The 16,486-nt window shown below is 70.6% G+C and carries 15 protein-coding genes and 1 pseudogene; 10 read left to right on the forward strand and 6 right to left on the reverse strand.

What is annotated here, in order from left to right; translation table 11 throughout:
• Positions 1-96: 96 nt before the first annotated feature.
• Together F3H13_RS13525 and F3H13_RS16290 are read right to left on the reverse strand one after the other, a co-directional pair.
• Positions 97-393, reverse strand: a complete 297-nt coding sequence (locus tag F3H13_RS13525) for a zinc ribbon domain-containing protein (RefSeq protein WP_149799543.1) — start codon at positions 391-393, stop codon at positions 97-99.
• Between the two features lie 90 nt (positions 394-483).
• Positions 484-654: a hypothetical protein gene (locus F3H13_RS16290; protein WP_188128073.1), complete on the reverse strand. Its 171-nt coding sequence runs from the start codon at positions 652-654 to the stop codon at positions 484-486.
• Between the two features lie 61 nt (positions 655-715).
• On the opposite strand from F3H13_RS16290, the pseudogene F3H13_RS13530 reads away from it, so the two are divergent.
• A pseudogene (locus F3H13_RS13530) lies at positions 716-1,399 on the forward strand (HAD family hydrolase); the annotation flags it as partial.
• Between the two features lie 1,101 nt (positions 1,400-2,500).
• Here the strand turns inward: F3H13_RS13530 and F3H13_RS13540 are convergent.
• A complete protein-coding gene (locus F3H13_RS13540) occupies positions 2,501-3,091 on the reverse strand; it encodes a hypothetical protein (protein ID WP_149799544.1) in 591 nt (196 codons plus the stop codon).
• A gap of 184 nt (positions 3,092-3,275) precedes the next feature.
• Between F3H13_RS13540 and F3H13_RS13545 the strand changes: the two genes are divergently transcribed.
• Positions 3,276-3,470, forward strand: coding sequence for a cold-shock protein (locus F3H13_RS13545; RefSeq protein WP_004599158.1), 195 nt, complete (start codon positions 3,276-3,278; stop codon positions 3,468-3,470).
• Positions 3,471-3,656: 186 nt separating this feature from the next.
• On the opposite strand, the gene F3H13_RS13550 is transcribed toward F3H13_RS13545, so the two are convergent.
• Positions 3,657-3,971: a 2Fe-2S iron-sulfur cluster-binding protein gene (locus F3H13_RS13550; RefSeq protein WP_149799545.1), complete on the reverse strand. Its 315-nt coding sequence runs from the start codon at positions 3,969-3,971 to the stop codon at positions 3,657-3,659.
• 160 nt (positions 3,972-4,131) lie between these two features.
• On the opposite strand from F3H13_RS13550, the gene F3H13_RS13555 reads away from it, so the two are divergent.
• From F3H13_RS13555 to F3H13_RS13570, 4 genes are all read left to right on the forward strand, one after another.
• Positions 4,132-5,241 carry a DUF7093 family protein gene (locus F3H13_RS13555; protein WP_149799546.1) on the forward strand — a complete coding sequence of 370 codons (1,110 nt, stop codon included), beginning with the start codon at positions 4,132-4,134 and terminating at the stop codon, positions 5,239-5,241.
• A 94-nt stretch (positions 5,242-5,335) separates the two neighbouring features.
• Positions 5,336-5,719: a DUF5611 family protein gene (locus tag F3H13_RS13560; RefSeq protein WP_149799575.1), complete on the forward strand. Its 384-nt coding sequence runs from the start codon at positions 5,336-5,338 to the stop codon at positions 5,717-5,719.
• 270 nt (positions 5,720-5,989) lie between these two features.
• A complete protein-coding gene (locus tag F3H13_RS13565) occupies positions 5,990-6,448 on the forward strand; it encodes a universal stress protein (RefSeq protein ID WP_149799547.1) in 459 nt (152 codons plus the stop codon).
• Positions 6,449-6,538: 90 nt separating this feature from the next.
• Positions 6,539-7,516 (forward strand): ROK family protein, encoded by a 978-nt coding sequence (locus F3H13_RS13570; protein WP_149799548.1) that lies wholly within the window; start codon positions 6,539-6,541, stop codon positions 7,514-7,516.
• 31 nt (positions 7,517-7,547) lie between these two features.
• Here the strand turns inward: F3H13_RS13570 and F3H13_RS13575 are convergent, their stop codons facing one another.
• A complete protein-coding gene (locus F3H13_RS13575; protein ID WP_149799549.1) occupies positions 7,548-8,558 on the reverse strand; it encodes a PrsW family intramembrane metalloprotease in 1,011 nt (336 codons plus the stop codon).
• Between the two features lie 120 nt (positions 8,559-8,678).
• Here F3H13_RS13575 and F3H13_RS13580 point away from each other — a divergent pair, with 120 nt between their 5' ends.
• The 4 genes from F3H13_RS13580 (at position 8,679) to F3H13_RS13595 (ending at position 16,032) form a co-directional block, all read left to right on the forward strand.
• Positions 8,679-9,071, forward strand: coding sequence for a DUF7532 family protein (locus F3H13_RS13580; protein WP_149799550.1), 393 nt, complete (start codon positions 8,679-8,681; stop codon positions 9,069-9,071).
• A 2-nt stretch (positions 9,072-9,073) separates the two neighbouring features.
• Complete coding sequence (locus F3H13_RS13585) at positions 9,074-10,558, forward strand: DUF402 domain-containing protein (RefSeq protein ID WP_149799576.1); 1,485 nt, start codon at positions 9,074-9,076, stop codon at positions 10,556-10,558.
• Positions 10,559-10,741: 183 nt separating this feature from the next.
• On the forward strand, positions 10,742-14,563 hold the full coding sequence (locus F3H13_RS13590; RefSeq protein ID WP_149799577.1) for a glycoside hydrolase family 97 catalytic domain-containing protein: 3,822 nt from the start codon (positions 10,742-10,744) through the stop codon (positions 14,561-14,563).
• Positions 14,564-14,865: 302 nt separating this feature from the next.
• Positions 14,866-16,032 carry a glutamate-cysteine ligase family protein gene (locus F3H13_RS13595; RefSeq protein WP_223174427.1) on the forward strand — a complete coding sequence of 389 codons (1,167 nt, stop codon included), beginning with the start codon at positions 14,866-14,868 and terminating at the stop codon, positions 16,030-16,032.
• Here the strand turns inward: F3H13_RS13595 and F3H13_RS13600 are convergent.
• The gene (locus F3H13_RS13600; protein WP_149799551.1) at positions 16,029-16,364 is read right to left on the reverse strand and encodes a NifU family protein; all 336 of its coding nucleotides are present in this window, start codon (positions 16,362-16,364) and stop codon (positions 16,029-16,031) included. The genes F3H13_RS13595 and F3H13_RS13600 overlap by 4 nt on opposite strands.
• Positions 16,365-16,486: the final 122 nt, after the last annotated feature.

A 16,486-nucleotide genomic window follows, 5' to 3' on the forward strand; every position in this document is an offset into this window, starting at 1 on the left:
ACGGTCGGATCCGAGCACGGAGACGTCGGACACTCGTGGAACTGTCGTACCCGGCTCCGGTAGGGCGGAGATACCGCTCGGCGACGCGACCCGGTCTCAGTCGGTCGCCGGCCCGAGCGGCGCCGCGCACTCGCGACAGAAGGTGAACTCCCCGTCGTTCTCCGCGCCGCACTGCGGGCAGGTCGACGGGGCCGTCTCGTCGGCGTCCGGGTCCGGCGGCTCCCGGTCGTAGACGGGGTCCTCGGTGTACCGCTCGATCTCGCCCTCGCGACGCCTACGGCTGCGCTCGCGGCCCTCTCTGAAGATCGCGACGAGGGCCCGAACCCCGACTCCCAGCGCGACGAGCAGCAGCGCACCGGTCGCGACGAGGTAGATCGTGCCGACGTCGAGCATGGAGCGACTACGGGCCGGAGAGGTAGATACTGTGGGGTGGCAACACGGCTCCCGGCGGACGGACCGCGGCTCCCGGCGGACGGACAACAGTCACTCGTCGCCGACGAAGACGGTCGCGAGCCGGTCGCCGCAGTCCGGGCAGTTCAGCGTCTGCCACGCGTCGGGGTCGAGGTCGCCGAACGGTTCCGAGCGGCGGGCGTCCGCGACGGCGACGCTCGCGCCGCACGTCTCGCAGTCGTGGGTGTCCTCGGGGGCGGGCATCGCCCGAGAGTACGGGCGCGTCGCCGAAACCGACTTCGCCGCGCGGCGCCACCCACTTGTCATGAGCCGGTTCGCGGCGGTCGCGTTCGACCTCGACGACACGCTGTGCCGCCACGACGGCGACGTGGACGCCCTCTACCGACGAGCGTTCGAGCGGGCGGGCGTCGAACCGTTCGGCGAACCGGACGAGCTGTGGGCGGTACTCGACGGGCCGCCGGACCCGGACGACCGAGTCGGCTACCTCGGGACGGGGTTCGCGCGGCTGGCGGCCCAACACGACAGGGACGTCGACCCGCTCGCCCTCGCGGCGGCGTTCGAAGCGGTCGCGGACGGCTCGCAGGTGGCGTACCTCCCGGCCGCGACCGACGCGCTGGCGGCCGCCGCCGCGGTAGGGCCGGTCGGCGTCCTCACGAACGGGCCCGAACACCGGCAACGGGCGAAAGTCGAGGCGCTCGGCCTCGGTGACCGCGTCGACGCGGTCGTGTACGCCGGCGACCTGCCCCGCCGAAAGCCTCACGCGGAGCCGTTCGAACGGATGGCCGTCGCGCTGTCGGTCGAGCCGAGCGAGATGCTGTACGTCGGGAACTCGCTGGGACACGACGTCGCCGGCGCGCACAACGCGGGGCTCCGGTCGGCGTGGCTGCGGGCCGACCCCGACGACGCGCCGGCCCCGTACCGCCCGGACTACGTCTGCGACTCGCTTGCCGAGGTCGCGGCGCTGCTTTCGGACGGGACGGGTTCCGAGACGGACGAGCCAGATGCGGGGACGAATGGGGACAGGGGCGACGCGGTCGATCCCGGAATCGACGCTGGCGGCAAGGAGCCAGTGAGCGATGCGGTCCGCGCCCGGGCCCTCGCAGCGACGCGCCCGGGGGCGATCCCGGTTCGCGTCGAGCGACTGAATCGGGGCAACCGGAAGCGGACGGAGGTGGTGCGGTTCGAGACCGCCGACCCGGTCGTCGTCCAGTACGCCGAGGCGCTGGAGGCGACCGGTACCGAGGCGGCCCTACTGGCGGCGATCGACGCGCGGACGGAGGTCCCCGTGCCCCGGCCGCTCGGCGAGGGCGTCGTCGACGGGACCGGGTGGATGGTCACGCCGCTGATCGAGGGGCGTGACCTCCACGCGGCGTTCGTGGACCTCAGTCCCCGAGAGCGGCGGGGCGTCGCGGGCGCGTTCGGACGGTATCTCGCGGCACTCCACGAGGCGTTCCGGTTCGCCGACTGCGGACGGGTGACGGCCGACAGAGAAACGGGCGACGAGGCGACCGACGCCGTTGCGGCCGAATGGCGCGGGGCGTCGCTGTCCGTCCGCGACCCGACCGCGACGGCGGCTTGGGTGCGGGAGTTCGGCGAACGACACGCGGCGCGGCTTCCGGCCGAGTTCGACGACCTCCGGGAGCGGCTCCGTGAGGCGCTCCGCGGGCCGATCGAGACTGACGGCGAGCCGCGGCTGTTCCCGTGGGACTTCCGCCCGGGAAACGCCCTCGTCGCGGACGGGGCGGTGGCGGCCGTCCTCGACTGGGAGGCGCCGCTGGCCGCGCCGCGAGGCGTGTCAGTGGCCAAGGCGGAACACCTAGTCGTCGACTGGTACGTGCCGAGAGACGAGACCGAACCGCTCCGGCGGGCGTTCCGCGGCGGCTACGAGTCGGTCGCCCCGCTGCCCCCCGTCCCGCGGGCACACCGCGCGGCCGCCGTCGCGAGCGCGGTCGTCGACAGCGTGGGGGTGGTGACGAACCCGCGCTACCCGCCGGTCGACCGCGACGCGGCCGTGGCGTTTCACCGCGAGGCGCTGCGTCGGGCGCTCGACGAGGGGGCCGAGTGAGAGGCGCGCGGAGCGGACCGGCGGTCAGTACAGCGCGGTCGCGGTGAGGATGCCCGCGGTCTGCCCGGCGCCGACGAGCGCGATTCCCGCGACGGTTCCGGTCGAAGAGCCCGAGAGCGCGGCGACGAGGGCGCCCGCGACCGAGCACGCGGCGGCGACGTGATGGAGGATCGAGCGCGGGACCGCCGGGTCGCGCAGGCCCGTGTAGACGAACGCCGGCGCGGGCAGCAGCATCCAACCGTAGCAGGCGACGCCGAGGAGCGCGTCGGCCGGGACCGCGGCAGCGAGCGTCGGCGCGGCCCCGTCGCGCGCGAGGAATCCGGCGACGCCCGCGAGCGTGACCGGCGTGCCCGCGAGGATGGCCAGCTTCCACGCGCGGAGGACGCCCGTCGCCATGTCGCGCCACGAGGCGACGACGAAGGCGACGAGCAGGACGCTCATAACGACGTGCGCGACGAACAGCGCGTGCGCGGAGACGACGCCGAGGACCGCCCCCGCGGCGACGCCCCACGCCGCCGGGACCAGCAGCGCGGGACCGTTCTCGCGGAGCGTCAGGCCGGGGCCGTCCGCTCGGTGCGCGTGAGACACACGCGCGGCTTTCGCGGCCGGAAACATAAACGTCGGCGTCGGAGGGCCGTCGGAGAACTCGACGGATTGGCAGATCGAGAGCCGCGAATCCGTCGCGCGGTCAACGTCTGGCCACGAAACTGAGGATATTCGAGAACGAACGTCCACTGAGCGTCGTGGTAACTCTACACTCGCAATCCTTATCCCCCGCCGGAGACTTCCTATGAACGCAATGGCGACCGGAAAGGTTGATTTCTTCAACGACACTGGCGGCTACGGATTTATTGAGACTGACGACGCGGACGACGACGTGTTCTTCCACATGGAAGACGTCGGCGGCCCGGACCTCGAAGAGGGTCAGGAGCTCGAGTTCGACATCGAGTCCTCCGAGAAGGGCCCCCGCGCGACCAACGTCGTTCGGCAGTAAGCCGATCCGAAAGGTGGGTCGGTCCGGCTGACGCCGAACGCGACTCTGACACACGGTACCAAACGTTTTCGTCCGCGTCGCGGGCTCACGCTCGCCGCGGCCGTATTTTATTCCCGGCGAGCGCGTCGCTCGGCGCGTGCGCGTCGTTTGGGAGATTCAAAAGGGACGCGAGCGTCGCGGCCGCGCTCAGATGTGCTGGCCGAAGAGCCCGCGGCCCTTCGTCACCTCGACGTCGCCCTCGACTTTCGTCTGACACGCGAGGCGGACGTCGTGGCTCGGGTGGTGCGGCGGGAACCAGAGGCGGGCGCGCTCCTTTTTGCCCGGCTCGCTGACCTCGCCCTCGACTTGGACCGCACAGGAGCCGCACGACCCGGCGCCGCGGCAGTTGAGCTGTTCCATCTTGCCGTTGTAGACGGAGAGACCGGCCTCTTTGAGCACGTCGCGCAGGTTGGCGCCCTTCTCGCACTCGATTTCCTCGCCCTTGTAGGATACGGTAGGCATGTAGAGGCACGGTACGCGACCGATCCACAAAGAGTCTGTGTCCGCGCGGCGCGGCGAGCAAAACCGAGGGCGGCGGCCCGGTCGCCCCGCGAAACGGTCGTGTGCCGAGCGTCGGACGCCGACGGGGCGTTTTTTACCCTCGGCACCGCAGGGTGGCACAATGGGACTCAGGTGTCTGCTCGGACACGACTTCGGCGAACCCGAACTCCAGCGCGAACGCGAGGAGGAGGGCGACGAGGTCGTCACGACCGTCAAGGAGGTGAAGACCTGCGCTCGCTGCGGCGAGACGCAGATCGTCAGCGAAAACACCGAGGTGACGACGATGGAGCAACTCGCCGACGAGGCAGCCGCGAACGCGGCCGGCGGAAGTGACACGGGCGCGGCCGCGACGCCCGAGGGCGGCCCCGCTCCGGGCGCCGCCGAGGGGGGCGCCGGCCCCGGCGCGGCGGCGGGACGCGCCGAGGCCGGTGACGGCGCGAGCGCGGACGAGGGGGTGACCCTCGACGAGGAGCCCGGAGCCGGGAGCGACGACGCGGTGATCATCGACGACGGGCCCGCGGGCGACGCGGAGCCCGAAACCGCCGACACCGGACCCTCCGCGGACGAGATCGGCACGTCGCCGGACGCTGCGGATCGCCCGGAGGCCGCGAACGCGTCGGACGCGGCGGACCGACCGGACCCGACGGCCGAGGACGCGGAGCTGTTGGACGCGGACGAGGAGTCGGCGTCCGCGTCGTCGCCCGCGGGCGACGCGGCGCCGGAGTCCGCACCGAGCGACGAGGCGGACGCGGAGGGCGACGACGGCGTGATCCTCGACGAGGAGGCGGCGGACGCCGACGAGAGGGAGCGGGGCGCGTGGCCGTCGGTCGATGAATCGGACGACGACGCGGACGGCCCGACCGCCTGGCCCGACCACGGCGGGGAAGACGAGGGGTTCAGCGCGGAGGTCGGCGAGGGCGGCGACGCCGGCGTCGAGTTCGGCGGCGGACTCACCCCCGAAGCCGCGGAACAGCGGGAGGAGGGAGCGGAGACGGAGTACGTCGAGGCCCCCGACGACGCCGAGGCCGTCGCGTTCGACGCCGACGGCGAGAGCGGAACGGGGATCACCCGGGGCGAGAGCCCCGAACTGGAGACGATAGGGGACGACGAGCCGACGGAGTACTACTGTCCCGAGTGCGGGATGGTTCGGGCCGCGGACGGGAGTTCGATGCGCGCGGGAGACATCTGTCCGGAGTGCAAGCGCGGCTACGTCGACGAGCGACCGCAGTAGGCGGGGCGGACAGGAAACGGACCGCGTCGACGGCCGAACGCGCCGAGCGACCGTGACGAAACTGGTTTACGCCGGCCTGTCGAACGGTCGCGGCATGAAGGAGTACAAGATGCGCCGCGGCGAGCATCTGGACGACCGCATGCCGGACCTGAAAGGCTCCATCGAGGAGTACTTCGGCGAAGTCACGGGCACCGAGGAGTGGCAGGGCCACGAGCTGTACGTCGTCGCGGACCCCGATAACCCGGTGTTCGACCGGATCGTCGCGGGCGCCGCCGAGTACGGGAGCAAGAAGGACAAGCTGGCGGTCCACTTCGAGGAGCGACCTGCCGAGGACGTCATCGCCGAGGGGAACGCCGACGCCGCCGCGGACGCCGTCGACGCGAAAAACGAGTTCCTCCTGGAGGCGACCGGTCGCGACGCGAAGTCCCGCCGCGACTCGCTGAAGCGCGAGGTCGAGGACGACGCGCCCGACTACTGATCGAATCCCCTCGCCGTTGGAGCCGCCTTGTTATCGTCGACAGCCGTTGGGAGCGCCGGTAGCGCCTCGCTCGTGGTATCGGAAGCGCCCCGTTCGTCGTACTCGTAGCGCCCCGCTCGTGGTATCGGAAGCGTCCCGTTCGCCCGACCGAGTCCGGTCGGGACGGGGGCCTCGCGGCTGCGAGAGTGTCAGGATCGATCGGTTAAATATTTATTCGGATTTGAGTTAATACTTCGCTGCCCTTAAGCCGGTGGGGGACCAAAGGGGTGTATGAGCATCAAAACAGTCGTACTGGCGGTCGGCACGGAAGACGAGAAACGCACCGAGCGGCTCGCGGAGGAGATCATCGCGCTCGCGGGGCCGGCGGACGCCGAGGTCGTGTTGACCCACGTGTTCGGCGAGGAGGAGTTCGACGAGACCCGCGCGAAACTCGGCTTCGACCTGGACGGCGAGAACTCGACGCCCGACGCGGTCGCGGAGCGACACCGGACCACCCGGGAGCTCTCGGAGATCCTCTCCGCGGCCGGCGTGCGGCACTCGATCCGCGGCGCGGTCGGCGACCTCGCGGACGAGGTGGTTCAGACCGCCGAGGGACTCGAAGCCGACCGCGTCGTCGTCGGCGGGCGGCGCCGCTCGCCGACCGGGAAGGCCGTCTTCGGCAGCGCGGCGCAGGAGGTCATGCTCTCGGCGCCGTGCCCGGTGACGTTCGTCCGCGAGACGGCGTCGTAACGCGATTTCGGTGAAACGACTCGGTTTTTTATCCCCGCTCGACCGCGCGAAGCGTCCCGCTTAAGTGAGACGGGTCCGCGCTTACACCCGATGTACTACGTGGGCGTCGATCTCGGCGCGACGAACGTCCGAGCGGTCGTCGGCGACGAGACCGCGGCGGTCCTCGGCGCCGCGTCGCGAGGCACCCCGCGGGGACCGAACGGCATCGCCGTCACGGAGGCCGTCCTCGAGGTGGTTCGGGGGGCCTGTGCCGACGCGGGGATCGCACCGAGCGAAGCTATCGCGGCCGGGATCGGCTCTATCGGCCCGCTCGACCTAGCGGAGGGGATCGTTCAGGGGCCCGCGAACCTCCCGGACACCGTCGAGCGCATCCCGCTCGTCGGGCCGGTCGGGCGGCTGCTCGACACCGAGGAGGTGTACCTCCACAACGACACCATCGCGGGCGTCATCGGCGAGCGGTTCCACTCCGAGCGCAACCCCGACGACATGGTGTATCTCACCATCTCCTCGGGGATCGGCGCCGGCGTCGCCGTCGACGGCAACGTCCTCTCGGGATGGGACGGCAACGCCGGCGAGGTCGGCCACATGACCGTCGACCCGCACGGGTTCATGACCTGCGGGTGCGGGCTCGACGGCCACTGGGAGGGGTACTGCTCGGGGAACAACATCCCGAAGTACGCCCGGGAGCTGTACGAGGAGGACCCGATCGAGACGAGCCTCCCGATCGAGGACCCCGACTTCTCCGCGGTCGACGTGTTCGAGGCGGCGGGCGAGGACACCTTCGCCGACCACGTGATAGACCAGGTCGCCCACTGGAACGCCATGGGGATCGCCAACGTCATTCACGCGTATGCGCCGCTCGTCGTGAGCGTCGGCGGCGCGGTCGCGCTCAACAACCCCGACCGCGTCCTCGACCCGATCCGCGAGAAGCTCCCGGAGATGGTGTTCATCAACGTCCCCGAGGTGCGGCTCACCGACCTCGGCGACGACGTCGTGGTGAAAGGGGCCCTCGCGAGCGCGCTGACGGGCGGGACCGGCGACCGCTCGCGCGTCGAGAACGCGCCCTGACGGCTGGAAGCGGAAGCGAGAGCGGTCTCGTCTACTGCTCGAACTCGTCGAGCTCCGGCTTGACGTCCTCGCCCACCGCGTCGCGCGTGTCGAGGAACACGTCGCGGTACCGGCGGATCTTCCGGAGGAGGACGTAGCCGAACGCGCCCTGGAAGACGACGACGAAGCCGAACAGCGCGATGAGTCGAGGGAGGCCGAAAATCCCCGATGCGACGCCCGTCACCGGGCCGACAAGCGTGTTGTACAGCGCGTGGATCGCCGCGGCGAGGACGAGCCCCTTGACGATGATGGGGCCGCGGTTCTCGGGGTTGAACTTCGCGAGCCCGAGGTAGTAGCCGGCGAACGCCGAGTAGACGACGTGGCCCGGGCCCGCGAGCGCCCGGAGTGCGGCGATGCCGTCGCCGGCGCCGAGCGCCGCGACCCCGACCGTCAGCTCCGACATGTCGACGTTCTGGGCGATGTACACGAAGTTCTCGATGACGACGAAGCCGAGGCCCGCGATGGCACCGTAGACGGCGCCGTCGATGACGGCGTCGAAGCGGTCGTCGGTGTACGCGTACAGCCGCACCGCGAGCAGCTTCACCGACTCCTCTATCGGGCCGACGACGACGAAGAAGAAGAGGACGAGCCCGAGGAAGCCGAACGGGCGGAAGTACGGCTGGAGCACGCTGTTTAAGATCGCCGCGAACGTTGCGGTGAGAATCGAAAGCAGGAACGTCGCCACCAGGAGCGACAGCGGCTCGGCGGTCGTGACGTCTGAGACGTACACGTACGCGGCCAGTCCGAGCGCGGGGACCACAGAGAGGCCGAGGAGGACCGCGATGGCCGGGTCGAAGAGGAGCCCCAGCCCGAACGAGCCGACGATCGCGAGGAGGCCGACGAAGGCGACGAAGACGACGCCCGCCTTCGCCGAGCGCGTGAGCAGCCAGTACAGCGCGACCGACAGCCCGTCGAGGGAGGTGCGCTCCTCCCAGGTCGCGACGTCGTAGAGGTCGCGGTCGTCGTCGGCCCGAGATGCGATCGGGTCCTCCTCGGATGGCATGGCTCCCGTTTGCTTCCCGGGTGACTTAATTAGTGGGCGGCATCCAAGTGCCGGACCGCGGTAGGCGGGCGGAAGAGGCGCGGCCGACAGGATTGAAACGGCGGCGCCCGAAGGCGGGGTATGCACTTCGATCCACGGGTCCAGCGCGCCCTCCGGGAGGCCGGGCTAGACGCGGACGCCGTCGCCGACGCCTCGGACCGCGTCGCCGAACTCGTCGCCCGCGACGCCGACCGCCTCCGGGCGTTCTTCGACGCGGACGGCCCCTACTACTCGGACATGGAGATGGCCCACAGCGCGGGCGCGATCCAAGAGCACGCGACCGCCGACGTCGACCTGTTCACCCACGGGAGCGATCTCCGCGGCTACCTCTCGCTCGACGGGTGGGGCGTCCCGGTCGAGGGCGGGCGGATCCTCCGGGAGGACGACAGCGGCGACCCGGTCGTCGTCGAGCTCTCGCTCGGCGACACGGTGAACGACCGGGTGCGGTTCGCGCGCGAGCGCGAGGAGCTGTGACCGTGGCCGGAGTCCGCGTCCGCGGCATCTACGCGACGGCGCTCACCGCGCGCCTGCTCGATGCCGGCCACGAGGTCGTCGACGCCTCGCCGCCGATCCGCCGGCGCTTCGAGGCGGCGTTCGGGACCGAGCCCCCGGACGTGCGCGTCGGGACGAGTCGTGACCGGCAGGGCGTCGGCGCGCACGGCGACCACGACGCGCTCGACGCGGTCCGCGACCTCCTGACCGACGCGGGCCGGGACGCGCTCGCGTGGCCCGACCCGACGCCGCCCGGCACGATCCTCGACGGCGAGGTGACGGAGACGCTCGGCGGCGGCGCGGTGGTAGGGCTCCGAACCGACGACGACACCGCGGAGGGGTACCTCCCGTACGGCGACATCGACGCCCGAGTTGAGACGGGGGACCCGGTCAGGGTCCAGGTGCGCGAGTCGGCGGCGCCGTGGACCGACCGCCGCCCCGAACTCGCCGGGGAGCTGCGCGTGGGCGGCGACCTCGTCGTTCTCGAGCCCGGCTCCGGGACGCGCGTCGACGCCCGGGACGACGAGGCCGCCCGGGAGCTGTCGGGGATGCTCGACCTGCTCGACCTCGACCCGCCCGCGGGGTGGCGCGCGGTGTGGCAGCCCCCCGCGGTCGACGCCGACACGGAGGCGCTGACCGCGGGGCTCGACGCGGCGGTCGACGCCGCGGAGGAGCTGCGCGCGGCGGTCGATCCCGGCGAGGGGCCCGAGGCGGTCGGTGGCGACGCCGACGGAGACGGCGGCGGGCTCGGCGTCCTCGGCGACCGGAGCCGGCTCCGCGACGCGCCGGTCGCCGCGCCGAACGCCGGCGTCTGGGTCTGGTTCGGCCGCGAGAGCCGGTTCGGGCTCGACGACGCACGTCGGACCGCGACCGCGACGATGCCGGGCCACCACCGCGTGAAGGCAGGCGCCGCGGACGCCTCCGCCGGGGTCGACCTCGCGGAGGCGCTCTGTGACCCCTCCCCGGACGCCGAGTTCCCGTTCGCGGTCGTGGCCGACGCGTTCGGCCCGCGGGAGGGCGACGCGCTCCGGATCGACCACGGGAAGCCGGACGGGCGGCTGATCACCCTCGGCGAGGCGACGGTGACGGGGGTCGACCCCGACGGGACCGTCACCGTCGAGCGCGAGATGACCGGCGGGGGGACCTACGACGGGCTCGGCGTCGACCGCGTGGCCGGCGACGTCGCCGAAACGAGCCTGAAGGAGGGGCGCTGGTGGTACCCGACGACGTACCGCGGCCGCGACGGGACCGTCCGCGGGACATACGTCAACGTCTGCACGCCGGTAGAAATTTTCCCCGACGCCGCCCGGTACGTGGACCTCCACGTCGACGTGGTGAAGCGGCCGGACGGAACGGTCGAGCGCGTCGACGACGACGAACTGGACGAGGCGGTCGCGGCGGGTTACATCTCCGAACCGCTGGCGGAGAAGGCGCGGAGCGTCGCGTCGGCGCTGGAAAACGCGCTGTGAGGCCACAGCGCCTCCGGACAGCCCTCCTACGCTAACTTGCCGACTCGATTATTTCGAAATTCAATCACTTCGATTCGTTACAATAACATTATTAATCATCATATAGACAGTGAGGACAGAATGCGTGAAAAACGATCACAGCAAGCGTTAGGCGAGGCGACGCGACGGGGATTCCTCGGGAGCGTGGGGGCGCTGGTGGCGGCGGCCGCCTACTCGCGGGAGGTGTCGGCCGACGACGCCGCGCGGGTCGACAACGGCGCGGACGCCCCGGTCCAGACGGTGGAATCGCCGGACGGGTCAATCGCGGTCACGGTCGACGTCGCCGACGGAGTGCCGACCTACGAGGTCGCGCGCGACGGCGAGACGTACGTCAGCCCGTCGACGCTCGGGTTCGACTTCCGGAACCAGTCGGCGTTCGGCGCGAGCGCCGGCGGCGAGGACGGCCCGGTAACGGTGACCGGCACCGACCGCGAGTCGGCGACCGAGGCGTGGGAGCCGGTGTGGGGCGCCTACGACGCGGTGTCGGCCGACTACAACGCCCTGGACGTCGGCCTCGCGGACGCCGCGGAGAACGGCGAGGGATCCGATGCGGACGGCAAGGACAGGCCCCGGAGCGCGACCCTTCAGGTCCGTGTCTTCGATGACGGGCTCGGGTTCCGGGTCGTCCTCGGAGAGGGGTTCGCGGCCCACTCGGAGAAGGCGGTGATCGCCTCGGAGAATACCGGGGTCGACTTCGCGGACGACTACGCAGCGTGGTGGATCGAGAACGCGGTGACGAACCCGAGGTTCGAACAGGAGTACGCGGAGACGCCGCTGTCGGAGATCCCGGGCGGGACCCGCGAGACGCGGCCGACGAGCACGCAGATCCGGACCGGCGCGCACACGCCCCTGACGGTGGACGCGGGCGACGCGTATCTGAGCGTCCACGAGGCGAACCTCGACGACTACGCGGCCGCGACGCTCGCTCCCCGGAGCGACGGCGGCGGGACCGCGTTCGCGACGGAGCTCACGCCGCTGCCCGACGGGACGAGGGCCTCGCTTGATCTCCCCGCCGCGACGCCGTGGCGGACGATCCAACTCGTCGACCGACCGGGCGAGCTGATCGAGTCGCAGCTGGTCCCGCTGCTCTCCGACCCGCTCGACGAGGCGGCGCTCCCGACGGCCGGGGGCGAGCCGGACGCCGACTGGATCGAGCCCCGGAAGTACGTCGGCATCTGGTGGACGATGATCGCGGGGTCGGCGAACTGGGAGTACAAAAGCGACGACGAAATCGCGGGCGGAGGCGGGAACCCTGCCGCCTACATCCACGGCGCGCGCACCGAGCGGATGAAGCGGTACATGCGATTCGCGAGCGAGAACGGCATCGACAGCGTGCTCGTCGAGGGGTGGAACGAGGGGTGGGACACCTACCCGGGCGACGGCTCCGGGTTCGGGTTCGGCGTCGGCGACTCCTACCCCGACTTCGACGTGCCGGAGGTGACCGGCTTCGGCGCCGGCCTCCCGGAGCCCGTCGAGATGACGATCCACAACGAGACCGCCGGCAACATCCCGAACTACGAGGACGCGATCCTCGACGGGGACGCGTTCGCGGGGTACGAGGCCGAGGGTATCAACTCGATCAAGAACGGGTACGTGGCGGACTCCGGGCTCGGCATCGACGGCGACGGGACGGCGGCGACCCACAACCACCACAACCAGCTCGCGGTGAACCACCACCGGCTCGTGATCCGCGAGGCGGCCGCGAACCGCCAGCTGCTGGAGATCCACGAGGGGATCAAGCCGACCGGCGAGATCCGCACCTATCCGAACGTGGCGAACCGCGAGGTCGTCAAGGCCCAGGAGTACGACGGGTTCGGCCAGCTCGGGTCGAACGTCGGCCGCGACCACCACGTCACGCTGCCGTTCACGCGGAACCTCGCCGGCCCGGTGAGCTACCAGCCGGGCATCTTCGATATCACCTTCAACGACGACCGCGGCGACCAGATCCAGACGACGCGCGCGAAGCAGCTCGCGATGTACCCGACCTACCTCAGCGGCCTCCAGATGGCCGCGGACCGGATAGAGGGGTACGTCGACGAGACGTTCGCGGTGGGCGAGGCGCTCCAGGCCGCCGCCGGCGAGCTCGACGGGCTCGTCACCGACGACTCCTGGCGGGACGCGTTCGGCACCAACTTCGTCGCCGTCGACCCCAACCGCGCGCCGAGCGGGTCGGCGGCGGCGTTCACGGTCGAAGACGTGCCGAGCGCCGGCACCTACGACCTCCACCTCCGATACGCGAGCGACGCCGAGGAGAACGCACAGCGGGTGAAAGACGCCGGGACCCCCCGAGCGACTCTGCGCGTCAACGACGAGGCCGAGACGATCGAGCCCGACTTCACCGACTACTGGGACGACTGGCGGGTGTTCACGACCGAGGTCGAGCTCGACGCGGGCGACAACGAGGTCGCGATCGAGCTCGACTACGCGCAGGGCGAGAGCGGCTTCACCGGCGACGTGGGCGGGTTCAACCTCAACACCGTCGCCGTCACCGAGTCCGGCGAGCCGTCGCCGGTCCCGGCCGAGTACGAGGGGTACACGCCGGAGAGCGAGAACTTCGACGCCGAGCCGGAGTTCGGGTTCATCGAGTCGGTCCCGGCCGCCGGCTGGGACGAGACGCGCGTCATCGGCGCCGCGATCGGCGACTACCTCGCGATCGCCCGCCGGCACGGCGACGAGTGGTACGTCGGGGTCATGACCGACGGCGACGGCCGCGCGGTCGACGTCCCGCTCGACTTCCTCGCGCCCGGCAACTCGGGCGGGGAAGGGAACGGCGGGGGCAACGGTAACTCGGGCAACGGCAACGGCCGAAACGGGCCGAAGTACGTCGCGGAGATCTACTCGGACGCGGTCGGCGCAGGCGTCGACGCCGACCCGACCGGCGTCCGCATCGACGAGGCGGTCGTCACGCCGAGCGCGACGCTGCTCGCGTCGCTCGCGCCGAGCGGCGGGACCGCCGTCAGACTGCGCCCGGCGCGTGGCCGCGAGATCAATCGCTTGCCGGAGTACGAGCGGCCGGAACAGGAGTTCTCGGTGACGATCGACGACCGGGCGGACCTCGGCGAACCGTTTATCTCGGCGACCGGTTCCAACGACGCCGGCTTCGTCGGCGGGACGACGGTCGAGATCTTCGTGGACGGCGAGTTCGCAGCGGTCGACAACGTTCGGCTCCCGCCGAACGCGACGGACGAGACCGTCGACCTCGCCTTCCGGGTCACTCGGCGCGATGACTTCGACGTCGTCGTCCGTGAACCCGATACCGGTCGAGAACTCGCCTCGACAACTGTTGCGGGTGTCATCGGGGAATCCGTCGCCGAGTTCGCCGACCCGCGGGGCGATGACGGCGGTCCCGGAGGGTACGTCTACCCGACGGACGGTGCCTTCCAAGAGGCGGCGTTCGACCTGCGTACGTTCACGGTCTTCGAAACGGACGACAGCTGGCGGTTCGCGTTCGAGGTGGAGAACCTGTACGACGGGTTCGACAGCGGGGTGTTCTCGCCACACTACTTCGTGGTCTATCTGCGCGACCCGGAAGCCGACAGCGGGCGCACGACCGAAATCGGCGACCTGAACGTAACCACCGAGTTCGCCGAGCCGTGGCAGTACCGTGTTAGCGCGAGCGGCTTCGGCGGCGAGGTCGTCAACGCGAGCGGGACCAACCTCGGGACGCCAGAGACGTTCGTCGAACTGGAAACGAACCTCGCTACTCTCTCGGTTCCGAAGGAGTCGGTCGGGGGCGCCGACCTCTCCGACTGGGCGGTCCTGCCGGTCGTCGGGTCGGAGGACTTCGGCGCGTTCCGCGACGTCCAAGTCGAGGCCAGTGGGTTCATCTTCGGCGGCGCACGCGACGGCGCGGCCGGCAGCGCACCCCGCGTGATCGATATGATCACACCGGAGGGAACGACCCAGTCCGAGGCGCTCGACTACGGCGCGGACTCGCTCGCGTCGCTGCCGTTCACGCCGTTATAACGGACCAGAGCGTCGGGCGAGAGCCGGAAGCGTCGCAGGGCCCGGCCTTTCGATCGGCCCTTTCTGCCGATCGAGCACGGACCTCACGGATCGTCGGGATTGACATAAAAAACGTCTCGAAACGCTTGATCGTGTGTGTCGTATTAATATTATTAAAAGAGACAGATGTTTTTTGAGGGTTTTAGATCGATATCTCCACAAGTATTATCAGTTCGCTATAATGGCCACCAATGTATGAGAGAGAATAACACGCATGCTCGATCGGGTGGTCGAGAGGAAACCGACGGCCGGACCGACGAGCCGTGAGCGACGCGGCTGGTGCGGACGAGTCGGACGGCGGATCGACGGCCGACACCGGACCGATGCGGCGCAGCGTCGAGGTGGAGTACTGGGTGATCGACGAGGACGGACGGCTGACCGAGCCGGGGGGGCTCGTCGACGCGTCGGCCGGGGTCGAGCGCGAGTTCGTCGAGCCGCTCCTCGAGATCAAGACGACGCCGTGCGAGTCGACGGCGGAGCTCCGCGAGGAGCTGTTCGACCGCATGGGGCGGGTCCTCCGGCGAGCCGACGAGCTCGGCAAGGGCCTCGTGCCGCTGGCGACGCCCCTCTACGACGGCGAGATTCCCGACCTCGGCAGCGAACGGGCGCGAATTCAGGACCGCGTCGTCGGCGATCGGTTCGAGTACGTCCGTCACTGCGCGGGCACCCACGTCCACGTCGAGCAGCTGTCGGGGCGCGAGATCGACCAGCTCAACGTGCTGACGGCGCTCGATCCCGCGATCGCGCTCGTCAACTCCTCGCCGTACTTCGGCCACGAGCCGCTGGCAGCGGGCGCGCGGACGTCGCTGTACCGGTGGATGGCGTACGAGCACCTCCCGCGGCAGGGCAAACTGTGGCCGTACGCCGACGACACCGAGGAGTGGGCGAAGCGGCTGGAGCGCCGCTACGAGGCGTTCGTCACGGAGGGGGTCGTCGCCGGCTGCGACCGGGACGCCGTCGAGGCGTGTTTTACGCCGGAGAGCGCGGCCTGGACTCCTGTCAAGCTCCGAGCGGAGTTCGAGACGGTCGAGTGGCGATCCGCGGACGCCGCGCTCCCGAGTCAGGTCGTCCGGCTCGCCGACGAACTCGTCCGGATAGTCGAGCGGCTCGAGGACGCCGAACTCCGCGTCGGCGGCGAGCCCGCCGGCGTCGAGGACGAGACCGTCGTCCTCCCGACGTTCAAAACGGTGCGCAATCTCGTCGAGGAGGCGGTCCGCGACGGGCTCGCCTCGGACGCGGTCGGTTCGTATCTCGAGCGGATGGGGTTCGACGTGGACGCGTACGAGCCGCTGTCGGCCGAGCTACGGGGGTCGGGAGCACTAACCGAAGCGGAGGCGAGGCAGATGCGGATCGATTACGCGGACCGGCTCGACGGGGACGTGCGCCGTCGCGGACGGGCGCGGAGCGACCAAGCGGTCGGCCGCGATTAGAAGTGGTTCGCGGACTCGGTCTCGTGTTTCAGCTCGCCGCCGCGGCCGCCCTCGACGGTGGAGGCGCCCTGATCGCCGGAGGAGGCGGTCCGAACGGTCACGTTGTCGACCTCGTCGAAGTCCATGATGAGGTCGCGGCGGATGTTGTCGGCGGTGATGTTCGAGATGCCGCAGCCGGAGCAGGTGCCGCCGAGCTCGACGACGACCTCGCCGGTCTCGGGGTCCGCCTCGCGCACGACGCTCGTGCCGCCGTGCATCTGGATGATCGGCATCTGTCCGACCATCCACCGCTCGACCCGGTCCGCGAGGCTCTCGTCGCTCTCGTCGCTCATTGCCCGTCGTACGTCGCCGACGATATGGAAAGTTGCGGTTTAGGATCCGGATCCGGCAGTGAAAGGAACTGTGTCATCGTCGATGAGCCGGAACGGCGCCGCGAGGGCCGTTTACTTTCGCT

The organism is Halorubrum xinjiangense (assembly GCF_900102375.1).
Taxonomy (GTDB): Archaea; Halobacteriota; Halobacteria; order Halobacteriales; family Haloferacaceae; genus Halorubrum; species Halorubrum xinjiangense.

Coding starts and splice junctions, on each gene's coding strand:
- F3H13_RS13575 (WP_149799549.1), bottom strand. CDS start 8,558: ATGCCATCCGAGGAGGACCCGATCGCATCTCGGGCCGACGACGACCGC.
- F3H13_RS13580 (WP_149799550.1), top strand. CDS start 8,679: ATGCACTTCGATCCACGGGTCCAGCGCGCCCTCCGGGAGGCCGGGCTA.
- F3H13_RS13550 (WP_149799545.1), bottom strand. CDS start 3,971: ATGCCTACCGTATCCTACAAGGGCGAGGAAATCGAGTGCGAGAAGGGC.
- F3H13_RS13540 (WP_149799544.1), bottom strand. CDS start 3,091: ATGTTTCCGGCCGCGAAAGCCGCGCGTGTGTCTCACGCGCACCGAGCG.
- F3H13_RS13560 (WP_149799575.1), top strand. CDS start 5,336: ATGAAGGAGTACAAGATGCGCCGCGGCGAGCATCTGGACGACCGCATG.
- F3H13_RS13525 (WP_149799543.1), bottom strand. CDS start 393: ATGCTCGACGTCGGCACGATCTACCTCGTCGCGACCGGTGCGCTGCTG.
- F3H13_RS16290 (WP_188128073.1), bottom strand. CDS start 654: ATGCCCGCCCCCGAGGACACCCACGACTGCGAGACGTGCGGCGCGAGC.
- F3H13_RS13600 (WP_149799551.1), bottom strand. CDS start 16,364: ATGAGCGACGAGAGCGACGAGAGCCTCGCGGACCGGGTCGAGCGGTGG.
- F3H13_RS13555 (WP_149799546.1), top strand. CDS start 4,132: ATGGGACTCAGGTGTCTGCTCGGACACGACTTCGGCGAACCCGAACTC.
- F3H13_RS13565 (WP_149799547.1), top strand. CDS start 5,990: ATGAGCATCAAAACAGTCGTACTGGCGGTCGGCACGGAAGACGAGAAA.
- F3H13_RS13570 (WP_149799548.1), top strand. CDS start 6,539: ATGTACTACGTGGGCGTCGATCTCGGCGCGACGAACGTCCGAGCGGTC.
- F3H13_RS13545 (WP_004599158.1), top strand. CDS start 3,276: ATGGCGACCGGAAAGGTTGATTTCTTCAACGACACTGGCGGCTACGGA.